16 protein-coding genes and 1 pseudogene are annotated in these 18217 nt (G+C 44.2%); 5 read left to right on the top strand and 12 right to left on the bottom strand.

The window, feature by feature from the left end; translation table 11 throughout:
* The first annotated feature begins 200 nt into the window (after positions 1-200).
* Entirely contained in the window at positions 201-1856 is a 1656-nt protein-coding gene (locus tag FDF36_RS09405) for a glycoside hydrolase family 31 protein (RefSeq protein WP_220391159.1), read from the top strand.
* Positions 1857-1942: 86 nt separating this feature from the next.
* Here FDF36_RS09405 and FDF36_RS09410 read toward each other — a convergent pair whose 3' ends face one another.
* The 4 genes from FDF36_RS09410 to FDF36_RS09425 form a co-directional block, all read right to left on the bottom strand.
* Positions 1943-2416 carry a copper resistance protein NlpE N-terminal domain-containing protein gene (locus FDF36_RS09410; RefSeq protein WP_220391160.1) on the bottom strand — a complete coding sequence of 158 codons (474 nt, stop codon included), beginning with the start codon at positions 2414-2416 and terminating at the stop codon, positions 1943-1945.
* A gap of 36 nt (positions 2417-2452) precedes the next feature.
* Positions 2453-3742 (bottom strand): hemolysin family protein, encoded by a 1290-nt coding sequence (locus tag FDF36_RS09415; protein ID WP_005786101.1) that lies wholly within the window; start codon positions 3740-3742, stop codon positions 2453-2455.
* Between the two features lie 156 nt (positions 3743-3898).
* Positions 3899-4699, bottom strand: a complete 801-nt coding sequence (locus FDF36_RS09420) for a M48 family metallopeptidase (protein WP_220391161.1) — start codon at positions 4697-4699, stop codon at positions 3899-3901.
* Positions 4700-4741: 42 nt separating this feature from the next.
* Positions 4742-7114: a TonB-dependent receptor gene (locus FDF36_RS09425; protein ID WP_220391162.1), complete on the bottom strand. Its 2373-nt coding sequence runs from the start codon at positions 7112-7114 to the stop codon at positions 4742-4744.
* A gap of 107 nt (positions 7115-7221) precedes the next feature.
* Here FDF36_RS09425 and FDF36_RS09430 point away from each other — a divergent pair.
* Positions 7222-7657, top strand: a pseudogene (locus FDF36_RS09430) (putative signal transducing protein).
* A 30-nt stretch (positions 7658-7687) separates the two neighbouring features.
* Positions 7688-8506 (top strand): alpha/beta hydrolase, encoded by an 819-nt coding sequence (locus FDF36_RS09435; RefSeq protein ID WP_220391163.1) that lies wholly within the window; start codon positions 7688-7690, stop codon positions 8504-8506.
* A 215-nt stretch (positions 8507-8721) separates the two neighbouring features.
* Here FDF36_RS09435 and FDF36_RS09440 read toward each other — a convergent pair whose 3' ends face one another.
* Positions 8722-9543 (bottom strand): DUF4595 domain-containing protein, encoded by an 822-nt coding sequence (locus FDF36_RS09440; protein ID WP_220391164.1) that lies wholly within the window; start codon positions 9541-9543, stop codon positions 8722-8724.
* A 170-nt stretch (positions 9544-9713) separates the two neighbouring features.
* Between FDF36_RS09440 and FDF36_RS09445 the strand changes: the two genes are divergently transcribed.
* Together FDF36_RS09445 and mnmA are read left to right on the top strand one after the other, a co-directional pair.
* Positions 9714-11000 (top strand): O-acetylhomoserine aminocarboxypropyltransferase/cysteine synthase family protein, encoded by a 1287-nt coding sequence (locus FDF36_RS09445; RefSeq protein WP_220391165.1) that lies wholly within the window; start codon positions 9714-9716, stop codon positions 10998-11000.
* Between the two features lie 4 nt (positions 11001-11004).
* Positions 11005-12066 carry a tRNA 2-thiouridine(34) synthase MnmA gene (mnmA, locus tag FDF36_RS09450; protein ID WP_220391166.1) on the top strand — a complete coding sequence of 354 codons (1062 nt, stop codon included), beginning with the start codon at positions 11005-11007 and terminating at the stop codon, positions 12064-12066.
* A 127-nt stretch (positions 12067-12193) separates the two neighbouring features.
* Here the strand turns inward: mnmA and FDF36_RS09455 are convergent, their stop codons facing one another.
* The 7 genes from FDF36_RS09455 to FDF36_RS09485 form a co-directional block, all read right to left on the bottom strand.
* Positions 12194-12871, bottom strand: a complete 678-nt coding sequence (locus tag FDF36_RS09455) for a LuxR C-terminal-related transcriptional regulator (protein ID WP_220391167.1) — start codon at positions 12869-12871, stop codon at positions 12194-12196.
* 105 nt (positions 12872-12976) lie between these two features.
* Positions 12977-13567 carry a DUF4251 domain-containing protein gene (locus FDF36_RS09460; RefSeq protein ID WP_005786125.1) on the bottom strand — a complete coding sequence of 197 codons (591 nt, stop codon included), beginning with the start codon at positions 13565-13567 and terminating at the stop codon, positions 12977-12979.
* 68 nt (positions 13568-13635) lie between these two features.
* Positions 13636-15066, bottom strand: coding sequence for a Na+/H+ antiporter NhaC family protein (locus FDF36_RS09465; RefSeq protein WP_220391168.1), 1431 nt, complete (start codon positions 15064-15066; stop codon positions 13636-13638).
* 24 nt (positions 15067-15090) lie between these two features.
* Positions 15091-15963 carry a VIT1/CCC1 transporter family protein gene (locus FDF36_RS09470; RefSeq protein ID WP_220391169.1) on the bottom strand — a complete coding sequence of 291 codons (873 nt, stop codon included), beginning with the start codon at positions 15961-15963 and terminating at the stop codon, positions 15091-15093.
* Between the two features lie 239 nt (positions 15964-16202).
* Positions 16203-16352, bottom strand: coding sequence for a hypothetical protein (locus tag FDF36_RS09475; protein ID WP_220391170.1), 150 nt, complete (start codon positions 16350-16352; stop codon positions 16203-16205).
* Positions 16353-16559: 207 nt separating this feature from the next.
* Complete coding sequence (locus FDF36_RS09480) at positions 16560-16988, bottom strand: hypothetical protein (RefSeq protein WP_220391171.1); 429 nt, start codon at positions 16986-16988, stop codon at positions 16560-16562.
* A gap of 31 nt (positions 16989-17019) precedes the next feature.
* Positions 17020-18195 (bottom strand): MFS transporter, encoded by a 1176-nt coding sequence (locus FDF36_RS09485; RefSeq protein WP_220391172.1) that lies wholly within the window; start codon positions 18193-18195, stop codon positions 17020-17022.
* Positions 18196-18217: the final 22 nt, after the last annotated feature.

Here is an 18217-nt window from a genome sequence, read left to right on the forward strand (position 1 = left end):
GTTGGATTCCGAAAGTTCCGGTGAAAAAGATAAAAGCTTCTCTAAACCACCGTGGCTGCGGTTGATGAAAAATAGGCAAGGGAGATTTGAACAGGTGCTTGTAATATGCAAAATTCGGACAAGAATTTGGAATCGGAAAATTTAGATTCTGTTTTTATGTGGGAAGCTACAGTCCGGAAATAATAATTCTTTGCCGATAGATGATCTGTTCTTTCTTTTTTATCTATTTTTGCCCCTTGAAAATTTTAATTATTAATCTAACTATCATGAAACGAAAAGCGACTTTACTATTTCTCGTGACATTCGTGCTGCTGCTCGGTGCAGTCGCGCAGGAAAAATTGAAAACAGTGATCGAACCCCTGCAAAATGAAAGATGGTGGGGTGGATTCGTGGCTTTAGGAAATCAAATGCCATTCAATGATCACTTGCGGATGCAGGATATGTCACGCAATAATATGAACAACCAAGTAGTGCCGTTCATGCTTTCTTCGGAGGGCAGGTACATCTGGGCCGAAAATCCGTTTTGTTTTGAAGTAAAGGACGGACAGCTGATTATTTATTCAGACTCGGAAAAGATAGAGCCGGTGAAGGCCGGAACTACGCTGAAAGAGGCTTTGCTGGCTGCATCGGCTAAACATTTTCCACCTTCGGGAAAGATTCCGGAACCTACTTTCTTTTCTCTTCCGCAATATAATACCTGGATTGAGCTGATGTATGATCAAAACCAGGAAGACATTATGAATTATGCCCATAAAGCTGTGGAGAACGGATTTCCTCAGGGGGTGTTTATGGTAGATGATAACTGGCAGAGATATTATGGTAACTTTGACTTCAAAACCGAGAGGTTTCCGGATCCGAAAGGGATGACTGACGAGTTGCACCGGATGGGATTCAAGGTGATGTTGTGGGTTGCTCCCTATGTCTCGCCCGATAGTCCCGAATTCCGTGAATTGGAGGCAAAAGGATATTTGTTGAAAGATAAGAACGGACGCACGGCTATTATTCATTGGTGGAACGGGTACAGTGCCTGTTATGATACCACAAATCCGGAAGCTATGAATTATCTGAAGGAACTGTTAAAAGCCAATCAAGAAAAATATGGTATCGACGGATTTAAGTTTGATGGTGGAGACGTAGCTTATATGACAGGAGAGTATACTTTTCATGATAAGAATGCCAATGTGAATACTTTTATGGAAAAATGGGCTGAGATAGGTTTGAGCTTTCCTTACAATGAATTGCGTGCATCTTGGAAGTTAGGTGGGCAGGCATTGGTACAGCGGTTGGGTGATAAAGATTATTCTTGGCGTGCGACTCAGTTACTGATTCCTGATATGACTGCTGCCGGATTGTTAGGACATTATTATACTTGTCCCGATATGGTAGGCGGAGGACAATTCGGAGCTTTTCTGAATGTGAAGAAATTCGATGAAGAACTTATAGTACGTTCGTGCCAGGTGCATGCCCTGATGCCAATGATGCAATTCTCGGTAGCTCCTTGGCGTATCCTCAGTAAAGAGAATGTGGCTATTTGTGCGAAGTATGCTCATCTTCACCAGCAAATGGGAGATTATATTTTAGAGTTGGCAAAACATGCTTCAAAGACCGGTGAACCCATTGTTCGCCACATGGAATATCAGTATCCTCACCAGGGATTCATTGATTGCAAAGACCAGTTTATGTTGGGGGACAAATATCTGGTAGCTCCGATGCTGACATCCGGAACAAGCCGTACCGTAGTGTTGCCAAAGGGTAGATGGAAAGATGATCGGGGTAAGGTGTTTAAAGGGCCGCGGACAATGACAATAGATGTTCCCCTTGAACGTTTGCCATATTTTGAGAAACTGACGAAATAATTTCTGATCCGATAAAAAAAGAAAAGCCACACTGTCAATATGTACAGCGTGGCTTTTTGTCTTTTTAAGTTTAAGCTAATTCTGCGTTACTTTACACGGATAATGTTGTAATTCAGATCGCTTGCCGATACTTCCAGACTGTCATCAGCCAGTGTCAGAGTAGTATCGTTGGCAATTACGAAATAAACAGGTTCACTTCCGTCACTCGGATTCAGTTTGATGGCCGTTTTCTTTTTATCTTTGACGGTTTTCTCCACTTTTACCGGCTTTCCTTTAGAAGTAAAAGTCTTGTCTTTGCCTTTACCTTCAGCATCCAGATAAGTGACGTCCAGTGTATACGTTGTATCGGTTGCATTCGCCAGTGTGTTCAAAGTTAACACGTAACGGATGCCCGGACCGTCAGCAGCAGGAAGCACACCTTCATATACCTGGGTTTCTTCCATTGTGGGTTCCATAGCTACTGCTAGACTGTCTGCGACTGCTTCTTCAGCTTTCGTTCCTTTTGATTGGCAGGATACCAATGCAGCAACGACGGCTGCTAACATAATTACTTTTTTCATTGTTAAGTGCTTTAAATTAATATAAAAAGTGAGTTGCTATTCCTCCTCTTCTCTCTTAATAACCAACAGCTTATCGACTCTTCCACGGTCCATATCCACTACTTCGAACTGAAGGTTTTTGTAAGTGAATATATCTCCGGCTTTGGGAATACGTCCTATCAGGAACATAGCCAATCCGCCTAAAGTTGTAAAGTCTTCCGATTCGATATCATCATAAGAGAGTATTCCCATCTCTTCCATAAAATCTCCGATATTCATTGAAGCCTCTACCAACAAGGAGCCGTCCTGTCGGCGAACGATTTCTTCTTCTTCCGTATCGTCCTCTTCCAGAATGTCTCCAAAGATACTTTCGGTCAAGTCATGCAGGGTAATGATTCCCTCTGTGCTGCCATACTCGTTTACAACAACTCCGAACTTATTTTTGTTCTTCTTAAATAGCTCTAAAACTTTTTTAGCGTATAAACTTTCGGGTATAAACAAGGCGGGGCGTGCAATTTCTCTAAGGTTGAATTCCTGTTCGCTACCTATCATCAGTATGATATCTTTCACAGAAACCACGCCTGCTATTTCGTCGGTGTCGTCATCAATCAGGAGATATTTACTGAAATGCTCGTTGTCGATGATTTGAAGCACTTTCTCTTTGCTGTCAGTCGTATGTAGCACCACCAGATCACGTCGGTGAGTCATCAGTTCGTTGGCACGTTTATCCGAAAAGCGAAAGACATCACGTAGCATTTCGGTTTCTTCTTTGTCAATCACACCCTGCTCCGAGCTTTGGTGAAGGATCATTTTCAGTTCTTCCTGAGTCATCAGGCGTTCTTCGCTTTTCAGGCCGATCAGTTTGTTGAGCAAGCGGGTGGAAATGCTGAGCAACCAGACAAAAGGGAATGAAATCTTGGTCAGCAGAATCATAACGGGACTCAGCAAGGTTGCATAGCGCTCGGGATTGCTGAGAGCGATGGATTTGGGTACGAGCTCACCGATAATCAGTGACAGGTAGGTAATGACGATTACGGTTGTGATCATGGCCAGGTCCTTTGCATAGACTTCGGCTCCCGGTATCATGGCGAAGAGCGGAGTCACATCATCGGCAATGGCTACTCCACCGAAAGCACCCGATACGATACCGATCAGCGTGATACCAATCTGAATGGTAGAAAGAAATTTTTCGGGTTCTTCTAATTGTTTCAATACTCCCCGGGCAGATTTGTTCCCTTTGCTGACCAGGGTTTCCAGACGTGCTTTACTTGAAGATACTAAGGCAATCTCGTACATGGCAAAAATACCATTCAGTACGAGTAAAAGAATAATTACTAAGAATTCCATATAAGTTTGAATAGTTTCATGACCGCAAATTACACCAAAGTACGGACTCACGCAAAAACTATCGGAATTATTAATGAATTTTTTCAAAAAGACCGAGACCGGACCCCATATATTGGAGTCCGGCCTTGTTTAAAATCTGTTTTGTGGCTCCCGAACTTACTTGTTTTTAGTATAGTTGTCTGCTTTTTCTTTGGCGCGTGCTACACGTTTAGCTGTATCGGGATGCGAAGAAAACATTTTCTGGAATTTAGACTCTTTGGGGGCTTCGGCCGAGAGTTCGAGTAGTTTGTTCAGTGCATTGTACATTGCATACGGATCAATGTTGTGTTTGATGCTGAATTCGAAACCATAATCATCGGCCTCACTCTCTTGCTTCTGAGAATATTGAGCACCGGCTAATGCTTCTGCCATGGCTCCCAGTTCCGAATCAGTCAGTTTGGAAACGGTAGAACTGGCTGCTCCTGCAGCATTCTTTACTGCCGAACGAAGATATGCACTCTTCATGGCATCTTTAGAGTCTGTATGAATCACGTGGCCAATTTCATGTCCGACAACTGCCATCACTTCATCGTCGGTCATAATGTCCATCAATCCGGCACAGATACGGACACTCCCGTCTCCACAAGCAAAAGCATTCACGTCAACAACTTCGTATACTCCGAAATTTACTTTTAGTCCGTCTACCTCTTTGATATGTCCGGTTAATTTTTCCAGACGTTTGCCGTATTCGCTGTCGGCTGCGGTCAGCGGATTGTGGGTGTCCATCCACTGCATATATTCTTTACTCATGGCTGCGATGTCTGCGTCCGACAAGGTGATGGCTTTCGCTGCGTCGCTACCGGCTTGTACCACTTTGCCTACATTGATTTTCTTTCCACCGATTTTGAATTGTGCGGAAGCCGTCGTGAAGTACATTCCGCATAACAGTGCCGTAATAAAAACAATTCCCTTTTTCATTTTAGTAAATTTTTGTAATTAATAATATAGTTGTTCATGTGTTTAATATTCAAATGTGATTCCTAATGTAGGCATCAAAGTCCCGCTTTTTTGAGATATGTATTTCATTTTATAGCGCTGCTCTGCTATGGGGGCGGATGGATTTTCGATGACACCTGTACTCATCAGGATATCTGGTTGTTTGAATTTGCTGTTTGTCACATTTTGCAAATCGATGTAGAATCCCAACATACAGCGTTTCAGATAAAATGTTTTGTCCACTCGTACATCCAGTTGACCGAAGGCGGGCAAGCGTTCGGTATTGTACTTTGTGTAGTCATAGTATGGACGTCCCTGTGCATTCCATGCCGTAACAAGAGATGATTTTTCCACATCATAAGGGGTATAGGGTGCTCCTCCTATACAGCTGACTTTCATTCCCAGGCTCCAGTTGTGTGGAAAGTTATAAGTTCCACTCATATTAAAAATATACCGGTTGTCCCAAGCGGAAGCAATGTACTCCGATTGTTTGTTGTTGCGATATTCGCTTTTGAACAGGGTGAACGAGGATGCCAGATTCAGTTTTTTAGCTATCAGCCATTTCATTAATATTTCTATGCCGTATGCACGTCCTTGGGCGGTAGAGGCCAAGGCTTCATTTCCGATGACTCCGTAATCATTGCCTTTACAGGCCAGGGGGATGCCGTCTGCGATGGAGAACGGTATTTTATCATATTGTTTGTAAAAACCTTCGGCAGACAGTTCGAATGTATTTCCCGGATGCCAACTCAGGCCGAGGCTTTCTTGACTGACGCTCATATAGCGGAGGCGCTTGTTGACCCATATTCCATTGTTATCTTTAAATCCCAATCCGGTATAAGGCGGGAGCTGATAATATAATCCTGCGTTTCCACTTAAATATAATCCGTTTGTCAGCCGGTATGATAGTGATAGGCGCGGTGAGAGTTGGTCGCTCATCCCTTTCATGCCGGAAGAAAAGTTGTTGGCATCGGTCCGTACGCCGAGTGAGGCAGTGAATCTTTCATCGGTAGTCGCATAGTTGACGGTCCCGAATATTCCCCAACGCCATATGCCCAGATATGTGTGATAATCAAACGTTCTGCCTTCATCAATATACACTCGTTGAAAGGTGGTGTTGGTATATTGGGAATAATCCAGATTGGCTCCGAGATTGATTTTCCAATTACCGAAGGTTGAGGTGTTCTCTATCCGGAATTTGGTCTCCTGTTCCACTGAGCGTAACTTCAGGGTTAAGTTGTCCGTACTGCTTTCGTCGTTATTCAGATATTTGGTGTTACGGTTGTTCAGGTAACTGTGGCTGACGACTACAGACTGTACATGTATGCCTGCATAGTGACGGTATACGGCTCCCAGTGTAAAAGTCTCCTGCTGTATCTTGGGCAGGTAACTCAATATGTATTCCGCTTTTTCTCCATCCAGCTTGGTATTCAGTTTCATGTTATCGATTCCTCCGAGTCCCAGTATTGTCAACTCGTTGGTGGCATTGAAGCGAGTTTTCAGTTTAAATTGTGCATCGGTGAATGTTGGCAGGAAAGGTAATCCCAGCATGTCAAATAAAAACTGGAGGTATGACTGGCGCACCGAAACCAGATAAGATGTTTTCTTTCCTATATGTCCGTTCGACGCTAATGAGACTTCCGAGGCTCCCAAAGTTGCTTTTAATGAATTACGTTCCATATCTCCGTCCCGAAGTTTAAAGTCGAGCACCGAACTCATGGCATTCCCCCTGTCGGTCGGAAAAGCTCCCGTATAGAAATTGACTTCACGAATCAAGTCTGCGTTGATGATGCCCACCGGACCTCCCGAGGCCCCTTGAGTGCTGAAATGATTAATATTGGGTATTTCTACTCCATCCAGATAGAAACGGTTTTCGGAAGGAGAACCGCCCCGTACAATCAGGTCGTTTCGATATCCGGCAGGGGAGAAGGCAACGCCCGGATAGGATTGGACAATGCGTGAGATGTCCCGGTTGGCTCCGGGGCTTTTCTCGATTTCCTGCAATCCGATGATACGCAGCCCTACGGGACTCTCCAGGTCTCTTCGAAAAGGAGAAGCAGTAACCGTGACTCCTTCTAATTCGGTCAGGTTCTCTTCTGTTTCTATTTGGATGGTGAGATCTTTAGTAGAGACTATATATTCGGGGGTAAGTATGGTTTTGTATCCTACAGCAGATGCCTGCAGACGATAAATGCCCGGAGGAACATCCCCGATGTTGAAATGTCCTTCGGCATCTGTCACTCCTCCACGCCCCAGTCCTAAGACCAGTACATTGATAAATTCGAGCGGTTGACGGCTGGCTTTGTCAATTACAGTTCCTTTGATTTGGTGCATCGGTTGCGCACCGGCAGCCGTGAGCAAGCTCAAAAGAAACAGGAAGAAAACAGTTCTTTTCATTGGTCTGGTTTCGATATACTTTGTAAATTCTGTGCAAAGTTATATAAAAAAGGTTTTGCATTTCGTTTTTATCTGCTATTTTTGTGGGGAAGTTTTAAATAGAAAAGATGAAAACCGTAAAACTGATTACTTGCGATGATGCCTTTCAAGCTCATATCATTCAGGGAGCACTTGCTAACGAAGGCATTGACTCTCTATTACATAACGAAAATATGTCGACATTGTTGCGGGGGTGTCCGTGACATCTCCGGAGTAGATGTCCTGGTGGCCGATTGTGATTATGAAGCGGCTGTGCGATTGTTACAGCAGAATCAGATGATTCCTGAAGAACAGAAGTTTTGTCCTTTTTGTGGTTCGGATCAGATTAGGTTTGTTCTTAAAAAGGAGCATCGGATGAAAGCTATCAGTGCCGCCATCGCTTCTATGCTGGCTGGTGTTCCGCCGGGAGATAATCATTGGGAATATATTTGCAGCCATTGTGGAAAAGCCTTTGAGAAACCGGTTGCGAAATTCAATCCTGTTGTTCCCGAAGTGGGAGATTAAAAATGCAAACTCTAAAAACATAGATTAGAAATGAAAAGAAGAAATTTAATTCTGGTTTGTCTGCTTTTGCTCGCTTTACCGCTTAGTGCTGCAAAGGTGGACACGCTGATGGTGAAGAGCCCCTCTATGAAGAAGGAGGTTCAAGTAGTGGTAGTGACTCCTGATGCAGCTTTGGGGAAACAGGCTGTGGAGTGTCCCGTGCTCTATTTGTTGCACGGCTATGGTGGCCATGCCAAGACTTGGATTCAGATAAAACCGGACTTACCGGAAATCGCAGATGAAAAAGGGATTATTTTTGTATGTCCCGACGGGAAAGACAGTTGGTATTGGGATAGTCCCAAGAATCCGGCGTACCGGTATGAAACATTTGTGTCTTCGGAGTTAGTGAATTATATTGACCGGAATTATAAAACGATTGCCGACCGTAAGGGGCGTGCCATCACCGGACTCAGTATGGGAGGACATGGGGCTATGTGGTTGGGTATCCGTCATAAGGATGTGTTTGGAGCGGCAGGAAGCACCAGTGGAGGTGTCGATATCCGTCCTTTCCCGCAGAATTGGAGTATGAACAAACAGTTGGGTGAAATGGCTTCCAATAAAAGGGTGTGGGATGAACATACGGTAGTCAATCAACTCGATAAGATTCAGAATGGCGATCTCGCTTTGATTATTGATTGCGGTGAAGATGATTTTTTCCTGAATGTGAACAAAGACTTTCATAACCGGTTGTTGGGGCGCAAGATCAATCATGATTTTATTACCCGTCCCGGTGAACACAACGGGAAATACTGGAATAATTCTATTGATTATCAAATTCTCTTCTTCAGTAAGTTCTTTGCCAAAAAGTAGGGAACAGGTGACAAAGAGCATCTGGGATTATAAGTGCCACTTCTTCCTCCATATATGGAGCCTTGGTAGGTTCGGATGGATGGGAGGAAGGGCTATTTGTAAGAAAAATGCCAATATATGTAATGCCCCGTAACAATATATGTAATCGAAATAACATATATTGTTACGGGGCATTACTTCACTACTTTGTGAGGGTAGAGGCGAAGCCGTTCTTTTTATTCAATGTCGATATGGATGGTTCTCGTATCTGTTTTCGTTTCATCGTATGCATTACCGTTTATATCAATTACAGTACCCGTAGAGGTAGTCTTTGCTATGATTCCTGTTGGTTTGCCGTCTTTATCCAGTTCATAAGTGTATTTTGTGTATTCCTCCTCGTTTCCTTCCGGAGTGTTTCCGATAATCAGATACTTTGACTGAATACCCAACAGTCTGGCATAAATAGCATCGGTATGGAGGGACAGGGGGTAAATATCACAAACTTGCAAACAGGGAAGCTGATACAGGTTCTTCATATTTCCTGCTTGATAATTGGTTTGCCGGCCATCAGCTATGATATGGCTTAAAATTCCGTTATCGTATGCCAATTCCACGGAAGAATAAGGCGTGCCGTCTATTTCTTCGTTGATCCGGGTAAGATATTCGCCGGAATATGTAAAATTATACTTTCTGATCTGGCTGGACAATTTATAAGTGCATTCGGTAGCATATCCCGTATCTCCTAAAGTATAGGTGGCCGTATTTCCGTTTTCATCTGTCAATGTCACTTCGTTGCCGGAGTAGGAAAGAGCCACTTCGTGTGTCAGACTTTGTCCGTAGAACTCTTGTACAGTGGTGTGGCCTGTTAATTTATTGTTATTGAATACGTAAGTGTCCGTACGGTATACATCGCCTCCGTCACTGTGCAGATTTTCCTTCAGGATCATTTGGTTGAAATTGGGAGTCGGGGGAAGATCCTGCTTTTCCTTATCGTCAGTACATGCCGAAACAGCCATGAGAGAAAATGATAAAAGGAAACAGTATAAAAGTTTGTTCATATCAATCATGTTTTTATTTGCCTGCAAATGTAGTTAATAACCTGCTCTATCTACCACGATTATGGTATAAAAATGCCTTTAATGTGCGATTTCGTTCCCTGCCGGATTCCTCTATCTTTGCAACATATAAAGATTGGACACTGACAATGAACTCTAAATATAGATAGCAAATGGAAACGAAAAAATTACATTTTGAGACTTTACAACTCCATGTTGGACAGGAGACTCCCGACCCGGCAACCGATGCGCGTGCCGTACCTATTTATCAGACAACTTCCTATGTGTTCCGGGATTCGGCCCATGCTGCCGCACGATTTGGATTGCAAGACCCGGGGAATATTTATGGGCGTCTGACCAATTCCACTCAGGGAGTATTGGAAGAACGTATCGCAGTACTTGAAGGGGGAGTAGGCGGTCTTGCCGTGGCTTCCGGAGCTGCTGCCGTGACCTATGCTATTGAGAACATCACCCGTTCCGGTGATCATATTGTGGCTGCCAAGACCATTTATGGAGGCACATACAACTTGCTGGCGCATACTCTGCCTGCTTATGGAGTAACGACCACTTTTGTAGATCCGTCCGACCTTTTTAATTTCGAACGGGCGATTCGTGAAAATACAAAGGCGATATTCATTGAAACTCTGGGAAACCCCAATTCCAATATTATCGATATGGATGCCGTAGCCGCCATTGCCCATAAATATCGGATTCCGCTGATCGTGGATAATACTTTCGGTACGCCTTACCTTATCCGTCCCATTGAGCATGGGGCAGACATTGTGGTACATTCTGCCACTAAATTCATTGGCGGACACGGCAGTTCGTTGGGAGGGGTTATTGTCGATTCCGGTAAATTTGACTGGGTTGCTTCCGGTAAATTCCCACAACTGACCGAGCCGGATACAAGCTATCATGGGGTACGGTTTGTCGATGCTGCCGGGGCTGCTGCCTACATTGTCCGCATACGTGCCGTTTTGCTGCGCGATACGGGCGCTGCCATCAGTCCGTTCAATGCTTTTATCCTGCTGCAAGGGTTGGAGACTTTGTCTTTGCGTGTAGAACGGCATGTGGCCAATGCTTTGAAGGTTATTGATTTTCTGGTGAACCATCCGAAGGTAGCGGCTGTTAATCATCCATCATTGCCCGGTCATCCGGATCATGCCATCTATCAGCGTTATTTTCCTGGCGGGGCAGGTTCTATCTTCACTTTCGAGGTAAAGGGAGGAACGGAGGAAGCGCAGAAGTTTATCGACAGTCTGCAGATATTCTCTTTGCTGGCCAATGTGGCCGATGTGAAGTCGCTGGTGATTCATCCGGCCACTACCACACACTCGCAGCTGAATGCGCAGGAGTTGGAGGAACAGGGGATTAAGCCCGGAACGGTCAGACTTTCGATAGGTACGGAGCATATTGAGGACATTATTGATGACTTACGTCAGGCATTAGAGAAAATTTAAAAAAATGGATATAGCAGCATTATTATCAGGAGGAGTGGACAGTTCGGTTGTTGTACATCTGCTTTGTGAGCAGGGCTACAAGCCTACACTGTTTTACATCAAAATAGGTATGGATGGGGCGGAATACATGGACTGTTCTGCCGAAGAGGATATAGAACTGTCTACTGCCATAGCCCGGCGCTACGGTTTGGAACTGGAGGTTGTCGATTTACATCGGGAATACTGGGATAATGTGGCTGCTTATGCCATCGAGAAGATACGGAAGGGGCAGACTCCGAATCCGGATGTGATGTGTAACAAGCTGATTAAGTTTGGCTGTTTCGAGCAACAGGTCGGAAAGGATTTCGATCTTACGGCAACCGGACATTATGCTACGACCTTGCAACTGGGCGGGAAAACCTGGCTGGGTACAGCCAAGGATCCGATAAAAGATCAGACCGATTTCCTGGCTCAGATTGACTATTTGCAGGTTTCGAAATTGTTGTTTCCGATAGGCGGGTTGATGAAGCATGAAGTGCGTGAGATAGCGTTGCAGGCCGGATTGCCCAGTGCCCGTCGGAAGGACAGTCAGGGTATTTGCTTTTTGGGCAAGATAAATTATAACGATTTTGTCCGTCGCTTTCTGGGAGAGAAAGAGGGGGCGGTGATCGAACTTGAAACAGGTAAGAAGATTGGTACTCATCGCGGCTATTGGTTTCATACCATTGGCCAGCGAAAAGGATTAGGATTGGGGGGAGGACCCTGGTTCGTTGTGAAGAAGGATATTCAGGATAACATTATTTACGTCTCCCACGGTTATGATGCCGAGCAGCAGTATGGTTATGAATTCAGGATGAAAGACTTCAATTTTATTACGGATAACCCGTGGGAAGGCTCGACAGGCGAGGAGGAAGTAACATTTAAGATCCGGCATACACCTGAGTTTATCAAAGGCCGTTTGCTACATGATGAAGAGGGATACCGGATTATTTCTTCCGAAAAATTACAGGGAATTGCACCGGGACAGTTTGGCGTGATTTATGACGCCGAATCCCGGGTTTGTTTCGGGAGTGGAGAAATAGGATAAGAATATTACGAAAGCTCCTTTGCTGACAGATGACACCGGTTTGTACAGAGATGCGGCTTAATGATCGGTCGCTGCTCAAGGTCTGTATGAATCGGTGTATTTTTGATTTCCGGTACGCTCTTCTGCTTTAGATATAATATTCCGCCAAATCCACGATACCTGCCCGCATGGCATATTTGGTAGCCTCATGCACATTGTTCACTCCCAGTTTGCGGAATATGTTTTTTCGGTGACTATTGATGGTATGAAAACTCAGATGCTTCTCTGCCGCTATCTCTTTAGTCGTTTTGCCGGAAGCTATTTCTTTTAAGATTATTTTTTCCGTCGGTGTGAGCAAACGGTCTTCCTGCGGCACGAAAGTGTGCACGGCTGAAGCAGTGTTTACATTTCCACTTCCCGATAATAACAGATTGCTTACATGATTGCAGATAAAGCGCTCTTTTCGTGATGCGCATTGCAGGGCCGACATTATCTCTTCTTTGGAGTTGTCTTTCAGCACGATTCCGAAAGCATTGCTGCTGAACAATACCTGCCTCAGAAATCCGATGCTCAATTCATCTGAAAACAATAACCAGTCTGATTCTTTGAATCGTTCCTGAAGGATGATCAATTCATCTGCGCCGGAAAAATCAAATAGTGTATAGTCTAAAATAACCACCGCTTGCGGATGAATGCGCAACGACTGGACCAACTCTATCTTATTGTCGGCTTCCAGCAACAAGCTTACCTCTTTTTGCTTGCTTAACAGAAACATCATTCCTGCTTTCGTGATGTCCTGATTATCTGCGATGATATATTCTCTCATAATTTGTCCATAAAAAAACTCCGTTGCAAATGTACACTTTTTGTGCGACTTGCAGCGGAGTTATGTGAATTAGTTACGAGCTTAAATAGAGTCTCGTCACTCTTATTACCATGAACGGCCTTTAAATACATCTGACTGGTTCAGCGGAACAAGGTTGCCGCTCAACGTTAATGTATTGGAGTTGAAGTTCGGATTAATGGTCACAGTGGCGTTGTTGCCTCCGTTTGTCAATGTGATAAAGACTTGTGCCGAGATACCGATACCTTGTACGCTGAAGTTGCAGTTCACATTGCCTCGTTTGTCGGTAGTCACTTTTACATCCGAAGTGGTTCCGTCCACTGTTACACCGCCAATTCCGTTAGGGCCGGGATACGGAGTATTGAACGCTACCTGTACGGTTGCCCTCTGTCCGTTCAACATTACAAAGTTAGTGTTGGACGATACAAAAGCTGTCTGGCCGCGTTTGAAGATTACCTGATCGGCTTCCAGTACAAACTGTTTGTCTTTGATAGCCTGTACGGCTTGCTGATAGGCCACTTGGTCGGCAGCCTGTTCCTCAGCTTTCAGTCTGGCTCTTTCTGCGTCTCTTTGTGCTTTACGGTCGGCGCGGCGTATGTCTCTTTGTGACTCTTGTGCATACATTAAAGTCGATGCACTTACTAATACTAATGCTACTAATGCAATAAACTTTTTCATAACTTTTTTTTGTTTAGGTTTAAAACTGTTGTTCGTTTATTCCAAGAACAACTCCCTTTTCAGATTGTTCACTTGCGTCTCACAATTTTATATCCGATGGCAGCAATCGTAATGCTCATTAACGGACTGATAATGTTGAAGAAGCAATAGGGAAGATAAACCAGTGTAGGAACACTCAGTATCGTGGCTTGCGTCATTCCGCAGGTGTTCCATGGTATTAATACGGAGGTCACTGTAACAGAATCTTCCGTGGTTCGACTGAGCAAACAGCTTTCATAACCTTTCTTTTCATAAATATCCCGGAACATGTTTCCGGTCAGGATAATGCTAATATACTGATCGGCTGTGGCGAGGTTCAGGAAAATACCCGAGCAAACCGTAGAGGCCACCATGCTGACTGTATTTTTCATGAAGCGGACAAATACGGAAGTAATACTTCCTAACATGCCGCCGGCAGTCATAGCCCCTCCGAAACACATCGCACAGATAATAAGCCATACCGTATTCATCATGCCTGCCATACCCCGGGTAGCCACCAGTTCGGTGAGTGCTTCATTGCTTGTCTGTAGGCTGGTCCCTCCATAAAGAGTCATCATCAGCCCTTTGAAGATGGACTGTGTGCTTTCGGAATTTTGCGAACCGGATATTTCCTGCAACAGGTCGGGCTGGAAGAATACGGCAAATGCCCCTGCCAGTGCCGCTGACAGAAATAAGGTGATGACGGAAGGTACCCGCCGTGCAATCAGTACACCTGTAACTATCGGTACAATCAGTAGCCATGGTGTAATGTGGAACTTTCCTGCCAGTGCGGCCGAGAATTCGGCTATATGTTCTGTGCTTCCGGCATTGTGTGATAATCCGGCTACTGTAAAGATAACCAAGGTAATGATTAGTGAAGGTACGGTGGTTATCAACATATAGCGGATATGTCTGAACAGGGGAGTATCGGTAACTGAGGCTGCTAATATCGTCGTATCCGATAATGGAGAGATTTTATCTCCGAAGTATGCGCCCGAAATAATAGCTCCGGCTATCCAGCCTTCTTCGAATCCCTGTGCCTTGCCGATGCCCATTAAAGCGATTCCGATGGTAGCAATCGTAGTCCAGGAACTTCCGGTCATAACCGATACCAAGGCACAGATAATACAGGTAGAGGTCAGGAAAAAACTGGGATGTATGATTTGCACTCCGTAATAAATCAATGTGGGGACTACACCGCTTATCATCCATGCACCACTCAATGCGCCGATAATCAGCAGAATGATTAGGGCGGTAGATACGCCTGTAATGTTGTTTGTGATAGCCAGTTCAAAGTCTTTCCAACCTATTTTGTAGAATCCCATGCCGATCAGTATGCAAACGGCTGTTGTAGTCAGCAGAGACACTTGGCTGCCTCCGCTGAGTGCATCGCTGCCAAAGGTACGTATGGTGGCAAACAGCATGATAACCAATACGACCAGAGGGATCAGAGAGACAAGAGGCGAGGGGGCTTTTTTCATGATTCTTCTTTTCCTTTTTTATGTTTAAGCGTCTATTCCTGTAAATGTTTTCAGTGCATAGCCTATCAGAAAGCTAATGCCGGCTACGCTGAAACTAAGTACTGCCATCTCGGTGAATCTTTTGCGGAAACTTTCTCCGCGTGCTACCGAATAGTAATAATTAAACAATGCAATGATCACCAAAGCCATGGCCAGCATTATTCCCAAAGCTATCAGTACGTTTTCGATCAGTATGAAGGGAGCAACCAGCGCCACTACCGTGATGATATAAGCAATGCCCGTATAGATGGCGGCCTTTATGGGATGTTTCGTTTCTCCTCCTTCCGATTTGGTCGAGAGATATTCAGATGAAGCCATTGATAAAGCTGCGGCAATCCCCGTGATGCTTCCCGTCAGGGCTATCAGCCTGGAGTCACTCAATGCTAAAGTGAATCCTGCCAACGCTCCGGTAAACTCTACCAACGCGTCATTCAGGCCGAGTACTACCGAACCCATATATTCAAGTCGTTCTTCGTTGATTAGCCCGATTAATTTCTGTTCATGAACTTCTTCTTCACTGGCCAATTGCCGGAGGTCCGGATAATCTGTATATTTGGCATAATCATGATGTGCATTCTCTTCACTTGACTCCATCAGTTTAATGGCAAATGTAATACCCAGGATTCTTGCCAGCCAGTAATATTTGGCTATACGCAACTTGTCTGGTGCAACGTCGGTTTCCGTATATTTCTTTAGTGTGGCATAGTGCGCTTTTTCTTCTGCTGAGATCAGACGTAATACTTTGCGGTTCGATTCGTCTTTTTCAATAGAGGCCAGTCGTTCGTATACGATACTTTCGGTTTTCTCGTTTCGTTGGAAACGGATAAACTCTTCCTTCATTTTTTTATTCAAGTCCATTTTCGTCACTTTTAATTTTGCAAAGATACAATAAGTCCTCTAAAAAGCTGGTTGAAAAATAAATTTATGAATGTGTCCGTATCAGTCCAATAGTTGCTTCATTTGAAGTGGCCAAACTAAAAAAGATATATCAGACTGATTTAATGGAAGCGGAGCGGCATTATAAACAGATCATTCTTTTCTTTTCTTTCTTTCCTTCTTAAATCCGTATATCCTCTTATCGCTCTCTTTTCTTGGTTTTACAAGGTAGCTTTTTCTTGTTTCTGCACCAAACGCTCTCTTTGGAAATCTTCTACAATCGTAGTTGCCAGAATCGTAACTATCCCTTTCCATTCCTCTCTTATGCCTTTTTCCCGTAAATAATTCATTTCTCTTTCTATTTTCTTCAACTTCAATCTTTTAATCCCTTTTGTTCTCTCTTTTTATATCACTTGATTTAACAAGGTGTTAAACTTAGCCTTTTGCATTCAAAGAACAAGACTTTTAAATGTAAAAGACTTGTTCTTTCCGTCCCTATAACGAATGCTTTCCTCAAGTGCGTTAACAATGTTAACGTCATTCATGAAAAACGAACGAAGAGAACTCTTGAACAAATACTAAGTATGTGACCTTTTACGCCACCAGTAGCGTATAAACAATATGCCTGTAAACATAAGTGCCAGTGAGAGCCCTGTGTAAAAAACTGAAATGAAAGTGTCAGGCAGCAGATGTAATGCGCGAATGGTGATCCCCATCGCTATCATGAAGCACATGATGATCCATCCCTTTGCATCGAAAAAAGAGAAGGGGCAATTCTTTTCCTTTTTCTTTTGTTCGATCCGGCGGGTATGTTTATAGTAGAGTTTTCGGAAGACGAGAATAAAAAACAATAAGAAAACAACTGTAGCTTCGCCTACCTTGAAGAGCCAGTATTGTGAGTCGTTGAGCCAGGTCACAATGCCTATGCGTAGAATATTGGCCCCCGCTATTATCCAGACGATACCGGCTGTGATTAATAATACTTGTCTGTTTACTCCGTACTTCATGTCTATATAACAATTATTAGGTGACTTCGGATTATCGTTTTGAGAAAAAAGTAATCAGCAGTGAACCGGTGGTCAATGCTATTCCCGTACCAACGACTCCATGCCAACCGAACGCTTGCCAGAATGTTCCTGCCAGAAACGTCCCCGTAGAGGCACCTATGAAGTAAGTAGTCATAAAAATCGTATTAATGCGGTTAGAAGCACTCGGACAGAGTTCGAAGATGCGGGTCTGGTTGCTTAATTGGATACATTGCATACCTATATCGATGATAATGATGCCAGCAACTATACCCCAATAAGAGTTTTCCCCCGCAAACAGCAGGAACCAAGCCAATAAAATCAGTCCGCATCCGATGAAATTGAATCGTCTGACCCCGACTCTCCGTACATACTTTCCTACGAGGGAAGCTGACAAAGCACCGGCAATGCCACACAACCCTAACATACCGATGACATGGCTATCGGCATAGAATGGGGCACCTCCCATCTTAAATGCCAGACACGACCACATAGCCAGAAATGAACCGAAAGCAAGTGCTGCACGGACAGAGAAAATGCGAAGTTCGGGATATTGCTTCAATAATGAATACAAAGACTTCATTAAGTCGCTATACCTCCCCTGAAAGTTTGGGCGTATGTCAGGTAATACCCGCATGACCACAATACCACATAACAGCATCATACCTGCGGCGATATAATACATTTCGCGCCAGCCAAACAGTTCTCCTATAAATCCGCTGACCACTCGTGAAGCCAAGATGCCGGTCAGTAATCCCGAAACTACGATCCCTACGTTCCGTCCCTTGTTTTCCGGACGCGAGAACTGAGAGGCTATCGGGATAAATATTTGTGGCATCACCGAACAGATACCTGTGAGAAGCGAAGCACAAAGAATGATATGGATGTTAGGGGCCATTGCGATGACGAGCAACGAGAGAATCAATATGGAGAAACTAGTAAGAATGATACGTTTCCGCTGGTATAAGTCACCTAAAGGAACGATAAACAATAATCCGAGCGCATAACCGATCTGTGTCACCATGGCGATCAGATTGGTTTTAAACTCCGAAACGCCCAGTTCATGGCGAATCATGTTCAGTAAGGGCTGGTTATAGTAAAGGTTGGCTACCGATATGCCTGCAACAATGGCGAGTGTCCAAAGTATCGAAGCCGGTAATCCATCATTTTCTTTCAAAATCTGTTTCATGGTGCAAAGTTACCATTTTGGG

The organism is Bacteroides fragilis, from assembly GCF_019583405.1.
Taxonomy (GTDB): Bacteria; Bacteroidota; Bacteroidia; order Bacteroidales; family Bacteroidaceae; genus Bacteroides; species Bacteroides fragilis_B.